A 14,951-nucleotide genomic window follows, 5' to 3' on the forward strand; every position below is an offset into this window, starting at 1 on the left:
GGCGGCGCGCAGCGCGGCCGCCTTGGCGCCGGTCGTCGCGGCGGCGAGCCGCTTCGCCGCAGCGCGCGCGCGCGCGCCCAGGGTGGCGACCAGCGCGTCGGCATCGGCAAAGGGCGGGGATTTCGGGGCTTCGGCGGTCATCGCGCGGCTCCTATCACGCTTTGGCGCGGCGGCGAAAGCCCCGTTGCGCCGCCCGCCTGCGCTGCTACGAAGGCGCGATGAGCGGGGATATCGAAGGCATCGGGGCGGCGGTGACGGCGGGGCTGGCGAGCCGCGCGATCGAGCCGCGGCACGGCGGCGCAGGCGGCGGTCACGAAGGCACGCGCTGCCTCAATTGCGGCACGACGCTCGTCGGGTCGCATTGCCACCGTTGCGGGCAAAAGGCCGACGTCCACCGCAGCTTCGGCGCGATCGGGCACGACCTCGTCCACGCCATCTTTCATTTCGAGGGCAAGCTGTGGAATACGCTGCCTTTGCTCGCCTGGCGGCCGGGCGACCTGACGCGCCGCTATATCCACGGCGAGCGCGCGCGCTTCATCTCGCCGCTCGCGCTGTTCCTGTTCGCGGTCTTCCTGACCTATGCGGTGCTGTCGATGGTCGGCGCGGGCGGCGGCGTCGGCGAAGAGATCGCGCGCGCGGCCGCCGAACAGACGCGCTCCAACGCGATCCGTTCGAGCCTGCAGGACGAGGTCGAACGGGTCGAGACGCGCCTCACGGACAAGAGCTTGCCCGCCGCCGAACGGCGGAAGTTGGAGAGCGCACGCGACACGCTCCAGAAAAGCGCCGACTATCTGGGCGTGGCGCGCAGCCTGACCCGCGAGGAGCGCGCGGCCGGCCCGCCCGTCCTCGCCGATCCGGTGCAGCAGGTCGCGACCAGCGCCAGTTTCGCGACGCGCACGAAGGCCGATACCGGGATTCCCGCCATCGATCACGGCCTGGATAAGGCGATCGCGAACCCTGGACTGCTCTTCTACAAATTGCAGGCCAATGCTTACAAGTTCGCCTGGGCGCTGATCCCGCTGTCGCTGCCCTTCATGTGGACGCTGTTCCCGTTCAGCCGCCGCTTCCACATGTACGATCATTTCGTCTTCGTGACCTATTCGATCAGCTTCGTGCTGCTGCTGTTCGTCGTCGTGCGGCTGCTCAACCTGACGCTGATCGGCGAGGTCGCGACGCTCGGCGCGATGCTCTATCTGCCCTTCCACATGTATAGGCAGCTTCGCGGCGCCTATCGCCTGTCGACCGCCGGCGCGCTCCTGCGTACGGCGCTGCTGCTCTTCTTCAGCCTGTTCGCGGCAATCAACTTCATTTTCCTGCTGCTCGCGCTTGGGCTGATGAGCTAGGATCGGGGCGTGGAGAATGAGGACAGCAGCGCATCGGACCTGATCGACGTCCGGATCGCCGCCCTCGGCGGCTGGCGCGGCGCGACGCTGGCGCGCATGCGCGCCCTGATCGCCGAAGCAGAGCCCGAGGTGGTCGAAACGGTGAAATGGCGCAAGCCGTCGAACCCGCTCGGGGTACCGGTCTGGGAGCGCGGCGGCATCCTGTGCACCGGTGAAGTCTATAAGGACAAGGTCAAGCTGACCTTCGCGAAGGGGGCGTCACTCGACGATCCCGCACGGCTGTTCAACGCCAGCCTCGACGGCAACACGCGCCGCGCGATCGACCTGTTCGAGGGCGATTCGATCGACGCGGCGGCGTTCAGGGCGCTGGTGCGCGAGGCCGTGGCCGCCAATGCGGCGAAGAAACCGCGGGGGTGATAGTCGACCGGTGGGCAAGGCCCTGACTTCGATGGCTCTGGATTGACCGGTTCGTCATTGCGAGCGGCGAAGCCGCGCGGCAATGACGAGGCCTTCCAACCGCGTCTAGCTATACGGCGGCGCGTCCTCGAACTCGGCGAACCACGGATAGTCGTTCGCGACGCTGGCGGTGAAGTTCGGCGGGCGCTTTTCGAGGAAGCTGGTCACGCCTTCGGCCGCGTCGGGGCTGCGGCCGCGCGCGAAGATGGCGCGGCTGTCCCAGCGGTGCGCGCTCATCGGATGCGGCGCGCCGAGCATGCGCCACAGCATATGGCGGGTCAGCGCGACCGACACCGGCGCACTGTCAGCGGTCATCTCGCGCGCCTTGGCGATCGCGGCGTCAATCAGGTCGCCGGGCGTGTGGACCGACTGGACCAGCCCCTTTTCCCGCGCCTCCGCGGCACCGATCAGCCGCCCCGAAAAGCACCAGTCGACCGCGGTCTGGATGCCGACGAGGCGCGGCAGGAACCAGCTCGACGCGGCTTCGGGGACGATGCCGCGCCGCGCGAAGACGAAGCCGTAGCGCGCCGTCTCGCTGGCGAGGCGCGCATCCATCGCCAGCGTCATCGTCGCGCCGATGCCGACCGCGGCGCCGTTGATCGCGCCGAGCACCGGCTTCCTGCTGTCGAAGATGCGCATCGACACGCGCCCGCCCGAATCGCGGATCAGCGGGTGCGACCAATCGATCGTGCCGTCTTCGGCGACCGGGCTTGCCGCCACCCCGTCGGGCAGCGTCGCCGCCTTGTCGGTGCGCTTGTCGTAATCGAAGGTCGCGGCCCCCTGGCCAAGGTCGGCCCCCGCGCAATAGGCGCGGTCGCCCGACCCGGTGAAGATCACCGCGCGCACCGCGTCGTCGGCGTCGCACTCGTCGAGCGCGGCGACGATCTCCAGCATCATCTGGGTGGTGAAGGCATTCATCCGGTCGGGCCGGTGCAGCGTCAGCAGTGCAATGCCGTCCTGCTTGTCGAGACGAATCTGGTCGAAGCTCATATCACTCTCCTTGGGGCTCGGGACATGGTTGCAAGCGGGACGGGTGAAGGCAAGTGCTAGTTGACGTGGACGTAAGCGTAAACCCGTGCAGCCTGCCTGCGCGGTCGGTTCGGGACCGGGCTCATCCTTTTCTTCGACAAGAAATCGTTCCCCGGCGAAAGCCGGGGTCCAGATGGTGCAGCGCTGCCCCGCGTGGACCCCGGCTTTCGCCGGGGAGCAGGTCGGGCCTGCCTGAGCAGCATACGGACCTGATGCGTTCGGGGTGACGGGCGCGAGGCACGCATCTTTCCTACCTTTCCGCCCCGGCGACGCGAGGGATGACGCGCCGCGACTTTGCCGCTATAGGCCGCCTCGTCGCCCCGGCGCCGCGCCTCGCCTGAGTCGCTTGTCGCCGGGGTCATTCTTTTGGTTCCGGCAGAAAGTGTTTGCGCCATGGCCCGTCGCCGCCAGATCTACGAAGGCAAAGCGAAGATCCTCTACGAAGGCCCCGAACCGGGCACGCTGATTCAGTATTTCAAGGACGACGCGACCGCTTTCAACGCGCAGAAGCGCGGGACGATCAACGGCAAGGGCGTGCTCAACAACCGGATTTCGGAGCATGTCTTCACGCTGCTCGGCAATATCGGCGTGCCGCATCACTTCATCCGCCGGCTCAACATGCGCGAACAGCTGATCCGCCAGGTCGAGATCGTGCCGATCGAGGTCGTCGTGCGCAACGTCGCTGCGGGTTCGCTGTCGAAGCGGCTGGGGATCGAGGAGGGGACGCAGCTTCCCCGCACGCTGATCGAATATTGCTTCAAGGACGACGCGCTCGGCGATCCGCTGGTCGCGGAGGAGCATATCGCCTGCTTCAACTGGTGCAGCCAGGACGAACTGCACGACATCCAGGACCTGGCGATCCGCATCAATGATTTCATGAGCGGCATGTTCGCGGCGGTCGGCATCCGCCTGATCGACTTCAAGCTGGAGTTCGGGCGCCTGTGGGACGGCGACTACAGCCGCATCATCCTGGCCGACGAGATCAGCCCCGATGGCTGTCGCCTGTGGGACATGACGACGAACGAGAAGCTCGACAAGGACCGCTTCCGCCGCGACCTCGGCGGCGAGGTCGAGGCGTATCAGGAGGTCGCGCGGCGGCTGGGGCTGATGCCCGAGGGCGGAGATACCGCGGTGCTCGACCTTGAAAGCCACCGCAAGAAAAAGGGATAGTCCGCGGTTCGCGGCGGACGCCGTTCGTCGAAGGATCGCGCGGCCGGCGCTTCCGCGGCTTGACGGGCGGGAAATCGCGGCCAGAACGGACGCATGACGCTTCGCCTGATCCGGCGCGCTTCGGCCGCGCTGTCGCCCCTTCTCCTGCTTGTCGCTCTCGCGCCGCCGACTTTCGCGCGCGCCGATGGCGCGCCGCCCGCCGCCTCCGCCGCCGTCAATCCGCAGACCGACGCCGCGCGCGCGTGGAATTTCGCGGCGAGCGACATAGCGGTCGATCCGAACATCGTCTTTGGCGTGCTGCCGAACGGGATGAAATATGCGCTGCTGCGCAACACGACGCCGAAGGACAGCGTCGTGATGCGCCTGCGCTTCGACGTCGGCAGCTTCGCCGAGGCCGACGACCAGCGCGGGCTCGCCCATTTCCTCGAGCATATGGCGTTCAACGGTTCGACCCATGTGCCCGAAGGGGAGATGGTCAAGCTGCTCGAGCGCAAGGGGCTGGCGTTCGGCGCCGACACCAACGCCTCGACCGGGTTCGACGAGACGATCTACAAGCTCGACCTGCCGGGGGCCTCGGACGACCTGATCGACACCGGGCTGATGCTGATGCGCGAGACGGCGAGCGAACTGACGATCGACCCGGCGGCGGTCGACCGCGAACGCGGCGTTATCCAGTCCGAACGGCGCGCCGGCGACAATTACCAGCGGCGCAACACGCTCGATCATTTCGCCTTTCTCGCGCCGGGCATGACGATCGCCGACCGCTTCCCGATCGGAACCGAGACGGTGATCCGCACCGCTACCGCGGCGCGCATCCGCGACCTCTATAACCGCTATTATCGGCCCGAGCGTGCGACGCTGGTGATGGTCGGCGATTTCGACCCGGCGGCGGTCGCGGCGAAGATCGAGGCGCGCTTTTCGGACTGGGCGGGGCGCGGCCCCGCCGGGCTCCATCCCGATATCGGCACGATCGACTATGCGCGGCCGTCCGCCGCCGACGATTTCGTCGACCCGGCGGTCGCCGATACCGTGACGCTGGCGATGTTCAAGCCGTGGGTCGAAGAGGCCGATACGCGGGCGAAGCGCGCCCGCTCGCTCGCCGAATCGGTGGGCGAGGCGATCGTCGGCCGCCGGCTGTCGAAGATCGCGCTGCGCGAGGATTCGCCGATCGTCGGCGGCTCATTCAGCGAGGCAGCGGGCTGGAAGGTCTTCGACCAGATCACGCTGAGCGCGGTCGCGAAGGAAGGCGCGTGGCGCGAGGCGCTCGCCATCCTCGAACAGGAATATCGCCGCGCGGTCGAGCACGGCTTCACCCAGGCCGAGGTCGACGAACAGGTCGCGATTCGCCGCACCGCGCTGCGCAACGCGGTGGCCGGCGTCGACACGCGGCGCAGCGCGACGCTCGCCGACACGCTGGTCAAGGCGGCGAAGGGCGATTTCGTCTTCGTCCGCCCCGAAACCTCGCAGACCTTGTTCGAACAGGTCGCACCGACGCTGTCGGCCGCGGCGGTCGCCGACGCCTTCCGGGGGCGCGTCGCGGGGATGAGCGCGCCGCTCGCGCGCGTGACGTCGAAGACGGCGATCGAGGGGGGAACCGATGCGATCCTCGCCGAACTGCGCGCCTCGCAGCAGGTCGCGGTGGCCCCGCCGGCCGAGGCGGCGACCGCCGCCTTCGCCTATCAGCATTTCGGCACGCCGGGGACGGTGGTCGCCGACGACCGCGTCGAGGATCTCGGCATCCGCCGCGTCCGCTTCGCCAACCATGTGATGCTGAACATCAAGCGGACCGATTTCCAGAAGGATCGCGTCTATCTGTCGGTGCGCGTCGACGGCGGCGACCTGCTCGCGACGCGCGACGACCCGACGAAGGTGGCGCTTGCCGGGTCGCTCTCGCTCGGCGGGCTCGCCGCGCACAGCCTCGACGAACTGCGCAGCATCCTCGCCGGCCGGACGGTCAGCCCCAGCTTCGGCAGTGGCACCGACGCTTTTGGCGGCAGCGCACTGACCTCGGCGGAGGATTTCGCGCTGCAGGCGAAGCTGATGGCGGCTTTCGTGACACATCCCGGCTATCGCGCCGACGGGCTCGCGCTGATCCGCCGCTACCTGCCGCAGCAATATGCCGCGAACGATGCGACCGCCGCGGCGGTGATCGCGCGCGACGCCGCGGGCATCGTCGCCGACGACGATCCGCGTGCGCAGACGCCGCCGCTCGACCGGCTGATGAGGCTCGACTGGTCGCAGCTCGAACCCGCGATCGCCGACAGCCTGGCCCACGGCGCGATCGAGATCGGCGTCGTCGGCGACATCGACGAACAGGCGGCGATCGACGCGATCGCGGCGACCTTCGGCGCGCTGCCCGACCGCCGCGCCGCCTTCGATCCGCGCACCACGGCGCGGGTGCGGCATTTCGCCACCGACCGCAGCGAACGCACGCTGATCCACAAGGGCGCCGCCGAGCAGGCCGAGCTGCGCGTCTATTGGCCCGCCCGCGACGACAGCGACCTGGCCGAGGCGATGCGGCTCAACCTGCTCGCGCGCGTGATGCAGCTCGAACTGGTCGAGGAGCTTCGCGAGCGGCTGGGCGAGACCTATAGCCCGGGGGCCGGCGCCAGCCTGTCGGACGAATATCCGGGATTCGGCTATCTGGTCGCGGCCGGCAATGTTGATTTCAAGGATCTCGCGACGACGCGCGCCGCGATCTTCGCCATTGCGAAGGCGCTGCGCGACAAGCCGGTCGACGCCGACATGCTCGACCGCGCGCGCCGTCCGCTGGTCGAGGCGATGACCAGGGCGCGACGCGAGAACAGCTATTGGCTCGCCTATGTCGCCGAGGCGACGAGCCGCGCCGACCGCCTCGACTGTAGCCGCAACGGAATCGCGGAAGTCGAGGCCGCGACCCCCGTCGATCTGCAGGCGCTCGCGCGGCGTTATCTGGTCGACGACAAGGCGCTGGTGATCCGGGCGGTGAGCGACAAGGCGGGGTCCTGATCGGGGGACTGGTTCGAATCGGGCGCCGATCGCCTCCCTTCCCGCTTGCGGGAGGGGTGGGGGGGAGGGCCGGCGGCCTTGCGTCGGTTGGCATCCCCTTTCGACAAGTAGCTGTTCCCCGGCGAAAGCCGGGGTCCACGCGGGGCAACGCAATGCCATCTGGACCCCGGCTTTCGCCGGGGAACAGGCCCTTACGTGTGTGAAGGATATATACGCCCCTGCGTCTGCCCACCCCGCCGCGGGTAGCGAGCAAGGTTCGCAACTCTTGCTGTCCCGCTCGCAAGCGTGGGAGTTCGATTCAGCCTCCCCCGACGCTTCCCGGCGCTCTGGCGCGCAGGAAATTGCCGAGTGCGACGAACAGCATTTCGCGGGCGTCGCCGCCGAGCATCTCGCCGCTCAGCCAGTCGAACTGCGCGCGGTTGCCGCGCGCCACGGCGCCGATCATCGTCGCGAGCAGCGCCTCGTCGAAGCTGACGCGCGGGCAGCAGGGCGGGGCAACCGCGAAGGGATCGGGCCAGATCTGGCCAATCGCCTCGACCACCAGCCGGTAACGCCGCGCGGCGAGCACATTGCCCCAGCGCCGTTCGAGTTCGGGCATCGGATCGCGCTCGCTGCGGCGGCAGAGAATGCAATAGCGCAGCGCGAGCACGGCCTGCGCGGCGTCGACGGGCAGGTCGCGGACCAGCGGTTGCGCGGTAAGCCGGCGAACCAGCGTGCTGCTTTCCATGGTGCCTCCCGTCGCGGCCCGGTCGCCTTGCAGTCCTCCCGCCGGGTCCGAAAAAGGTGCCGGCTGCCGCTTTCGCAGCAGCCGGCAGGAGGTGACTGCCTCACCGTGCTATTGAGAATTAATCGCAAATACAAGCAAAAAAAGAGGCACCATGAAGGTGCCTCCGATTCTCGCGGAAATCCGTGCCGGAGGCGCCTTCGCGGCGCCTCCTTGCGGGATGCGTCAATCGTCGCCGGCGGGCTTCGACTGGAGTTGGACGTAATTTTCCATCCCCATCCGCTCGATCATCTCGAACTGCTTCTCGAGTTCGTCGACATGATGCTCCTCGCTTTCGAGGATGTCGGCGAACAGGTCGCGGCTGACATAGTCGCGCACGCCCTCGGCATGGGCGATCGCGTCCTTGAGTAGCGGGATCGCCTCCTCCTCGAGCGCGAGGTCGGCCCTCAGTATCTCCTCGACCGTTTCGCCGACGCGCAGCCGGCCGAGCATCTGGAAGTTGGGCAGGCCGCCGAGGAAGAGGATGCGGTCGGCCAGCTTGTCGGCGTGTTTCATTTCGTCGATCGATTCCTCGCGCTCGAAATGCGCGAGCCGCGCGACGCCCCAATTGTCGAGCATGCGATAGTGCAGCCAATATTGGTTGATCGCGGTCAGCTCGTTCTTGAGCGCCTCATTGAGGAAATCGATGACCTTTTCGTCGCCCTTCATTTTCTTGTCCTGTCATTGTCCGGGTGGGATGGCGGGCGGCATCATAGCCGCCCGGACCCGGTCAGGCCAAGGCTAAAAAGAACGGAAATCCAAGGAAAATCAGGCAGTCGCCGCAGCGTCGCTGATGATATTGCGAGCGAATGACAGGCACTGGCCGCACTTGGGTTTGCGACCCAATTGCGCATAGGCGGCCTTGGCGCTGCGCAACTCGCCGCTCCGCGCCACATCGCGCAGTTCGCGTTCCCTTATTGCGTTGCAGACACAGACGACCATGTGCGAATCCCTCTCAACAACTCTCCCTCTAGAGATAGTGCGAAGGATTCGCAACAGCAAAGATGCGACTGGTTCGCAATCCCGGTTCGTGGCGCGCCGCGGTTCTTTCGCTCGCCGCCCTCTTTCGCCGCCCCTTGCCCGCGCGGCGATTCGCGGGCATAGGCGCGGTCCTTCTCCCACGCTGCTTCGCAAAGGTCCGCCGCCATGAAAGTCCAGGTTCATGTGACGCTCAAGCCCGGGGTGCTCGACCCGCAGGGCAAGGCGATCCACCACGCGCTCGAAGGGCTGGGCTTTGCGGGCGTCGAGGACGTTCGCGCCGGCCGCTTCATCGAACTCGACGTCGCCGACGACGTGACCGACGCCGACCTCGACGCGATGTGCGCGAAGCTGCTCGCCAATACCGTGATCGAAAACTACCGCATCACCCGCGCCTGACCGGCCGATATCGAAGGAGCCACGCCCATGAAGACCGCCGTCATCGTCTTTCCGGGCTCCAACTGCGACCGCGACATGGCGGTCGCGCTCGAAACCGTGACCGGCCGCGCGCCGGCGATGGTCTGGCACCGCGAGAGCGAACTGCCCGCGGGCACCGATTTCATCGCGCTGCCCGGCGGCTTTTCCTATGGCGACTATCTGCGGTCGGGCGCGATGGCGGCGCGCTCGCCGATCCTGCGCGCGGTTGCCGAGGCCGCGGGGCGCGGCGTTCCGGTGCTGGGCGTCTGCAACGGCTTTCAGGTGCTGACCGAGGCGCAGTTGCTGCCCGGCGCGCTGATGCGCAACGCGGGACTGAATTTCGTCTGCCGCAGCGTGCGGCTGACCGTCGAGAACAGCCAGTCGCTGTTCACCGCCGGCTATCGCGCGGGCGAGACGATCACGATTCCGGTGGCGCACCACGACGGCAATTATTTCGCCGACGATGCGACGCTCGACCGGCTCGAGGGCGAGGGACGCGTCGCCTTCCGCTATGCCGATGCGGTCAACGGATCGGCGCGGCGGATCGCCGGGGTGCTCAACGATGCGGGCAATGTGCTGGGCATGATGCCGCACCCCGAGCGCGCGATCGACCCCGCGCACGGCGGCACCGACGGCCTAAGGCTGTTCGAGGCCGCGCTCGGCGTCCTCGCCTGAGGCGACCGGATCGAGCGCCTCGGGCGCATCGCCGTGTGGCGGGTGCAGCCAGCGCCCGACGAGCAGCAGGATCGTCGGCCAGAACATCGTGTTCCAGATGTCGTGCCAGTGCGCCGCGTCGGGCTGGACCGCGGCGTCGCTCGCCTCGACCGTCATGTCGAGCCATTCGCCGCCGCACGCCATCGTGAGCACCGCCAGCCAGGCGACGAACCAGCCGCCGCGCCAGCGCCAGATCAGCCGGACGAGCAGGAAAAGCGCGAGGCCGAAATAGATGTGCAGCGCATCCTTGTCGAGCCCGGTCGCCTCGATGACCGAGACCTTCCGCGCCTCGAACAGCGAGGCCAGTTCGATCAGCGTCATGCCGGTTCAGCCTCTGGCGCCGAAGGGATTGAAGTCTGTGCCTTCGTCGAAGACGTCGACGCCCTCGCGGCGCTTCAGCGTCCCGACCACCCAATAGGTGAGGGGGGTCAGCGCGGCTTCCCAGCCCGTCTTGATCAACCATTGCGACAGCACGACCTGCATCAACTGGTCGGGCGGCCATCCGGCAAGCCCGTAAAAGGCGAGCGGGTAGAAAATCAGGCTGTCGAGACCCTGGCCGACGATCGTCGACCCGATGGTGCGCATCCACAGGAAGCGCCCGCCGGTCCACAGCTTCATCCGCGCGAGAACATAGGAGTTGGCGAATTCGCCGGCCCAGAAGGCGGTCATCGAGGCGATGACGATGCGCCAGCTGTTGCCGAAGACGAATTCGTAGCTCGCCTGCCCCGGCCAGCCGTCGGCGGGGGGCAATGCGACGACGACCCACGCCATGAAGGCCATGAAGGCGAGCGCGGCGAAGCCCGTCCAGATCACCCGCCGCGCGCGTGCATAGCCATAGACCTCGGTCAGCACGTCGCCGATGATGTAGCTGATCGGAAAGAAGAGGACGCCGGCGCCGAACGCCCACTGGCTGCCGTCGGGCATCGGGATGTAGCTGGGTTTCGAGGCGCCGATGATGTTCGACAGCAGCAGGATGGCGACGAAGGCCGCCATCACCAGGTCGTAATAGCGGAAGTGCCGGACGCTGGCGGCGCTGACCTGGGCGGGCCGGGCCGAAGCGGCCGAAGGGGCGACGGGGGAGTTGGGCATGGCGTTGCTGCTTAACCTGCTTTGCGCGATGCGCAAACCACGCTATGCGCCAGCGGGCACCGACCGCGCCGCGCGCCCGTAGCTCAGCTGGATAGAGCACCCGCCTTCTAAGCGGGTGGTCGCAGGTTCGAATCCTGCCGGGCGCGCCACATTCTTGTCCGGTTTCATTTGAGATGCACCTACGGTGCACAAGAATGGACCGGTTTGTTCGATTGAACGACAAGCATTGAGGCAATGCGAAATTTTCGGAGGGGCGATCGTGTCCGGCGCAACAATGCGAAGGTCCACCGATTACGCGAAATTTCCTTGATTTGTGCACTTGAAGAAGGCGACTAGAGGTTATCTGCTGCGATGCTTCGACGGCGGCCGCCTCAGAGCTCAGCCCCGAGCTTCAGGGGATAGAGGATTCCTAAACTGCACTCTCCGAGAGTTGATCGGTCATCGAGCCAGGCCGCCCGCACCGACGATGATCGACAACAAATGGCTTGTCAGCGCAGACGCGCCCTTTCGGTAAGCAATTTCACCCCAATCATCCCAACGGTGCACTCGCTCGGCGAGCCAGGCGAAGAGGTCATCGCGCGAATTTGCGTCGACGAAGGACTGCGACCACGCGATATTTCGCGTCGGCATCCGCGCGCCAACCTTAAGTCCGGTCAACGTCACCAGGTATCGAATTCCCAAATCTTCGCGCGCGAACAGATGGCGGCGAAACCCAATCTGTTGCTCAAAGGTGATCAGCGCCCGCTCTCGTGCCTCGGCGTCGAGTCCCGCGCTAGCACTTACCGCGGCGACAACCGCCGACATTGGCAAGCGCTCGAATTCCGGCTCGCGCGTGGCCTGCAGCATCATGAGGACCGACTTGCCCAACGAGGTCAGTCCCCCGCCGAGAAAATCCCTCCCGTTCGAATTCTCGACCATGCCGATGCTGGCGAGCCAGCACAGATAGAATCGCCAGAACATCATGTCCCCGCCGAAAACATCGTGGTTGCTCTCCGTGCCAAACCAGCGCGCATCGATCGCGGTCATGACCCTCAGCATCAGTTCATGCTGTTCGGGTGCGAAGTGGACCGGCGGAAATCCAAGTTCTCCCTCCCAGAAGGCGTCCCTGACGCTTGCCCAATTTCGCCCAGACGCATCCTCGTAGCCGCGCGGATTGGCTCGAAGCCACCAGCCCCACGGGAGTTCGCCGACGTGACGCTCAAAGTCAGCCACGGCCACCCCCGAGACGAGGGTCGAGGCCGAGCGGCGGCGGCGCGCCATCGCGCGCGGGCGCCGCGCCTCCTTCAGCGATTGCTCGCAGCTGAGCTGCGAGGGCGATCGTTTCCCTGACAACATAGGCATCGTCCCGATAGATCCGTGCAAGCTCCGAAGATTTCGATCCGGAGGAATTCGGCCCATCGCTCGGAATAAGATCGTAGGCATGATCGCAACTGAAGCCGAACCACCACGCATGCGAATCTTCGACGCGGTGGTCGGTTGCGTGTTCGACCGGATGGTAAACCGCCGGTCTTAGTGTCACGTGGCAGATGCGTCGCGCCTCGACGGCTAACCGACGCGTCGGACTCGGACCTTCTTCGCACAGTCTTGAATAAGTCAAACCGCCATGCACATCGATCCCGATGTCCGGCGGAACTGCGTTTGCATCCCAGCCCCAGAGAGGGTGATCCTTCGGAATGCCGACATATCCGCAGAGAAAGCCATTGTCCGTGTTACGCAACATGATGCAGTCGTATCCACTCGCCGTATCGCGCCAGCTGACCTTGTCCGCCTCTCCGAGCCACACCCCCTTGCCACCGGGCCGCGCGTCCTGATCGTAGAAAATTTCTTCTGCGGGAACGACGCATTCGCGAGTTGCATAGGCGCGGCCGGTGACGAGACCGACGCCGCCCTCTCGCGCGACTTCGCCTCCAACGCCGATTAGTTTTGCCAGAGCGAGTTCGGAGTCGACGATCGACAGCAGCGTGTCGTCCGTCGCGGGCGTAACCGCAAGCGTGGCGGCCTTTCGTTTGACGGGCGCCTTATGCCTGCCGGTCGGGACGAGCGCGTTGGACTTGGTGGACCTTTTGGTCATGCCTTTTCTCCAGTCTAATTAGGGGTGTCGATGCGCATAGTTTCGGGCAGAGCATTCATGCCGGTCGGTTCGATGGCACTGTTGGTGCGTAGCGTTCCCGCCACGTCAGCCGCTCGATGATCGGTCCAAGAGCTCGGGGATTGGCATCCAACGAGTAGACATGACTGGCGAGCCACCATTCCTCCTCGGCGCGACGGGCGTCAGGCACTTCTCGCCACCAGCATTTCGGATTGCTCGCAGCGTCCCATCGGTAGCCCCGCATTCGAAGCAAGTCCTTCACCTCGAAGGAGGCGCCGACCGCGCGGAAACGCCAGCTGGGCGCACGGGCGGTGGTGAGCATCTGGGCGAGCGCAGTCGTGCCATCAGGCATATTCTGTCGTAGAATTTGGATCACCGCGTCGACATCGTCCACGGCGCGGTGCGCACCGTGAAAGTATCCGCTCTGCGCAAGAAGCCACCCCAGCGACCGACCGTCGAAACCATTGGCGCGCCAGTCGATGTCGTTGCAGCTGCAGCACCACGCGAGCCCCGCAGCCTCTGGTAGCCGGCGTTCGACATGACGACGGTCGAAGGAGGCATTGTGCGCGCAGACAAATGTAGCGGATTTGAGAAGTCGCAGGGCCACCCCGTCGTCGATAGATTTGCCGGCCAGGTCGATGTTGGTGATGCCAGTTAGGCGCACAATGTCCTCGGGCAGTTCGCATCCCGGATCCTCTAACCACGAGTATGGCCGGTCGATCTTGACGATCACGCCAGCGGGGTCGACGCGAAAGCGCCGCAATGCGAGTTCGATGATCGCGTCCTCATCACCGATACCAGTTGTCTCGCAGTCGACGGCAACGCCGATAAAGGTATCGACCCGGCCGCCGACGCCGGTCTCTCCCTCGCGGACATCGAGCCGGCGCAGCAGGCGCACATCGTCATCGCCGTTCGGCACGCATAGCGCCGCCGGATCAGGAACCTCGTCCTGCATGGTTGTCTCCGATCGTTGAAGGAACTTTGCCTGAGCCGAACGCCCCCGTGAAGGACGGCTGATGTGGTCAGAAATGTTGTTAGGCCGCGAAGCGCTGCCTGAGGCTAATGTTTTAACGACGCGTGCCGACATAGGCGCGGCGTCGACCATCCTCATTTCGGATCAGACGTCGATGCGCTGCTCGATGGTTACTGCGAAATCATTGTGTAATGGATGATCTGCCTCAGGCGCCACACGGCGGATAAGTTCCGCGACGGGCTCCTGCACCAATGCCATCGCCACCGGCGTCGATTGGTGAAAACCTTCGCGAATGTCGGCAACGTTTGCCGCCGAATGTCCAAAGCGTTCACACAATCGGGCTGAGATCTCGGACGGATCATGTGCGATGGAGGCATGGAACGCCTGCAGCATCAGCTTTCGGTCAGAATAGATTATGGTGGCCGTGAACAAGCGGGGCGCTGCCAAAGGCCGATGGCCAGAGCGGTTACGCTTTTTCCCCGCCTTTCGTTTGGACGACGGGTATTGCCGTGATCGTCGGCGCTTGTCCTCTTCATCGTCTGAAAGAAGAGTATCAATAGCCGTTGGAGCGAGGTCGAGCCCAAGTGACAGCCCATGGACGAGAATGCTGCGCAAACAATGCTCGCGCTCGAGGCACGCGTCGATAGCCGCCCTGCCATCAAACAGCCGCCGCGGCGCGAGCATCCATGACATTGGGTCATGCTCGATCCCCTCGCGCTGGAAGCGGCCTCCCGTTTCTACCGCGACCAGCGCAACGCGTGTAATTGCACGTCGCGTGGTGATGATGGCGGTGTCACCGTAGGGACAGTCTTCCGCGAGTGGATCGAGAACGATCGGCTTTACTTCGATTGAGGCAGCATTGCCGGGGATGGTTTGCGGGGCAATGGTCATGAGGTCCATTGGAAGTCTCCTGGTCGCCGAAGTGGCAATTCCTCTTATGCA

General features: G+C 65.8%; 16 protein-coding genes and 1 tRNA gene. 7 read left to right on the top strand and 10 right to left on the bottom strand.

What is annotated here, in order from left to right; genetic code table 11:
- Nucleotides 1-218 precede the first annotated feature (218 nt).
- Nucleotides 219-1,343, top strand: a complete 1,125-nt coding sequence (locus tag SGR02S_RS01850; protein WP_067105317.1) for a DUF3667 domain-containing protein — start codon at nucleotides 219-221, stop codon at nucleotides 1,341-1,343.
- Between the two features lie 9 nt (nucleotides 1,344-1,352).
- A complete protein-coding gene (locus SGR02S_RS01855) occupies nucleotides 1,353-1,760 on the top strand; it encodes a DUF1801 domain-containing protein (RefSeq protein ID WP_067105318.1) in 408 nt (135 codons plus the stop codon).
- A 105-nt stretch (nucleotides 1,761-1,865) separates the two neighbouring features.
- Here the strand turns inward: SGR02S_RS01855 and SGR02S_RS01860 are convergent, their stop codons facing one another.
- Nucleotides 1,866-2,789 carry a crotonase/enoyl-CoA hydratase family protein gene (locus tag SGR02S_RS01860; RefSeq protein ID WP_067105319.1) on the bottom strand — a complete coding sequence of 308 codons (924 nt, stop codon included), beginning with the start codon at nucleotides 2,787-2,789 and terminating at the stop codon, nucleotides 1,866-1,868.
- Between the two features lie 432 nt (nucleotides 2,790-3,221).
- Between SGR02S_RS01860 and purC the strand changes: the two genes are divergently transcribed.
- Both purC and SGR02S_RS01870 read left to right on the top strand, forming a co-directional pair.
- Complete coding sequence (purC, locus tag SGR02S_RS01865) at nucleotides 3,222-3,998, top strand: phosphoribosylaminoimidazolesuccinocarboxamide synthase (RefSeq protein WP_067105320.1); 777 nt, start codon at nucleotides 3,222-3,224, stop codon at nucleotides 3,996-3,998.
- A gap of 93 nt (nucleotides 3,999-4,091) precedes the next feature.
- Complete coding sequence (locus SGR02S_RS01870) at nucleotides 4,092-6,986, top strand: M16 family metallopeptidase (protein WP_067105321.1); 2,895 nt, start codon at nucleotides 4,092-4,094, stop codon at nucleotides 6,984-6,986.
- A gap of 298 nt (nucleotides 6,987-7,284) precedes the next feature.
- On the opposite strand, the gene SGR02S_RS01875 is transcribed toward SGR02S_RS01870, so the two are convergent.
- The 3 genes from SGR02S_RS01875 to SGR02S_RS01885 all read right to left on the bottom strand — a co-directional run bounded on the left by SGR02S_RS01875 (nucleotide 7,285) and on the right by SGR02S_RS01885 (nucleotide 8,691).
- On the bottom strand, nucleotides 7,285-7,713 hold the full coding sequence (locus tag SGR02S_RS01875; RefSeq protein ID WP_067105322.1) for an addiction module antidote protein: 429 nt from the start codon (nucleotides 7,711-7,713) through the stop codon (nucleotides 7,285-7,287).
- Between the two features lie 222 nt (nucleotides 7,714-7,935).
- Nucleotides 7,936-8,418 (bottom strand): bacterioferritin, encoded by a 483-nt coding sequence (gene bfr / locus SGR02S_RS01880; protein WP_067105323.1) that lies wholly within the window; start codon nucleotides 8,416-8,418, stop codon nucleotides 7,936-7,938.
- Between the two features lie 99 nt (nucleotides 8,419-8,517).
- Nucleotides 8,518-8,691, bottom strand: coding sequence for a (2Fe-2S)-binding protein (locus SGR02S_RS01885; protein WP_067105324.1), 174 nt, complete (start codon nucleotides 8,689-8,691; stop codon nucleotides 8,518-8,520).
- Nucleotides 8,692-8,895: 204 nt separating this feature from the next.
- On the opposite strand from SGR02S_RS01885, the gene purS reads away from it, so the two are divergent.
- Together purS and purQ are read left to right on the top strand one after the other, a co-directional pair.
- Nucleotides 8,896-9,126 carry a phosphoribosylformylglycinamidine synthase subunit PurS gene (gene purS / locus SGR02S_RS01890; protein ID WP_067105325.1) on the top strand — a complete coding sequence of 77 codons (231 nt, stop codon included), beginning with the start codon at nucleotides 8,896-8,898 and terminating at the stop codon, nucleotides 9,124-9,126.
- Between the two features lie 27 nt (nucleotides 9,127-9,153).
- The gene (gene purQ, locus SGR02S_RS01895) at nucleotides 9,154-9,819 is read left to right on the top strand and encodes a phosphoribosylformylglycinamidine synthase subunit PurQ (RefSeq protein WP_067105326.1); all 666 of its coding nucleotides are present in this window, start codon (nucleotides 9,154-9,156) and stop codon (nucleotides 9,817-9,819) included.
- Here the strand turns inward: purQ and SGR02S_RS01900 are convergent.
- Nucleotides 9,781-10,179, bottom strand: coding sequence for a hypothetical protein (locus SGR02S_RS01900; protein ID WP_067105327.1), 399 nt, complete (start codon nucleotides 10,177-10,179; stop codon nucleotides 9,781-9,783). The genes purQ and SGR02S_RS01900 overlap by 39 nt on opposite strands.
- Nucleotides 10,180-10,185: 6 nt before the next feature.
- The gene (locus tag SGR02S_RS01905) at nucleotides 10,186-10,947 is read right to left on the bottom strand and encodes a queuosine precursor transporter (protein ID WP_067105328.1); all 762 of its coding nucleotides are present in this window, start codon (nucleotides 10,945-10,947) and stop codon (nucleotides 10,186-10,188) included.
- A 72-nt stretch (nucleotides 10,948-11,019) separates the two neighbouring features.
- Here SGR02S_RS01905 and SGR02S_RS01910 point away from each other — a divergent pair.
- Nucleotides 11,020-11,096 (top strand) — tRNA-Arg (locus tag SGR02S_RS01910).
- A gap of 289 nt (nucleotides 11,097-11,385) precedes the next feature.
- Here SGR02S_RS01910 and SGR02S_RS01915 read toward each other — a convergent pair.
- The 4 genes from SGR02S_RS01915 to SGR02S_RS20340 all read right to left on the bottom strand — a co-directional run bounded on the left by SGR02S_RS01915 (nucleotide 11,386) and on the right by SGR02S_RS20340 (nucleotide 14,909).
- Nucleotides 11,386-12,159, bottom strand: a complete 774-nt coding sequence (locus tag SGR02S_RS01915; RefSeq protein ID WP_255211368.1) for a hypothetical protein — start codon at nucleotides 12,157-12,159, stop codon at nucleotides 11,386-11,388.
- A complete protein-coding gene (locus tag SGR02S_RS01920; RefSeq protein WP_067105330.1) occupies nucleotides 12,152-13,018 on the bottom strand; it encodes a hypothetical protein in 867 nt (288 codons plus the stop codon). Before SGR02S_RS01920 ends, SGR02S_RS01915 begins: the two co-directional genes overlap by 8 nt.
- A gap of 55 nt (nucleotides 13,019-13,073) precedes the next feature.
- The gene (locus SGR02S_RS01925; protein WP_067105331.1) at nucleotides 13,074-13,991 is read right to left on the bottom strand and encodes a 3'-5' exonuclease; all 918 of its coding nucleotides are present in this window, start codon (nucleotides 13,989-13,991) and stop codon (nucleotides 13,074-13,076) included.
- Nucleotides 13,992-14,153: 162 nt separating this feature from the next.
- Nucleotides 14,154-14,909, bottom strand: a complete 756-nt coding sequence (locus SGR02S_RS20340) for a hypothetical protein (protein WP_067105332.1) — start codon at nucleotides 14,907-14,909, stop codon at nucleotides 14,154-14,156.
- Nucleotides 14,910-14,951 lie beyond the last annotated feature (42 nt).

Origin of the sequence: Sphingopyxis granuli NBRC 100800 (assembly GCF_001591045.1) — a bacterium.
GTDB lineage: Bacteria > Pseudomonadota > Alphaproteobacteria > Sphingomonadales > Sphingomonadaceae > Sphingopyxis > Sphingopyxis granuli.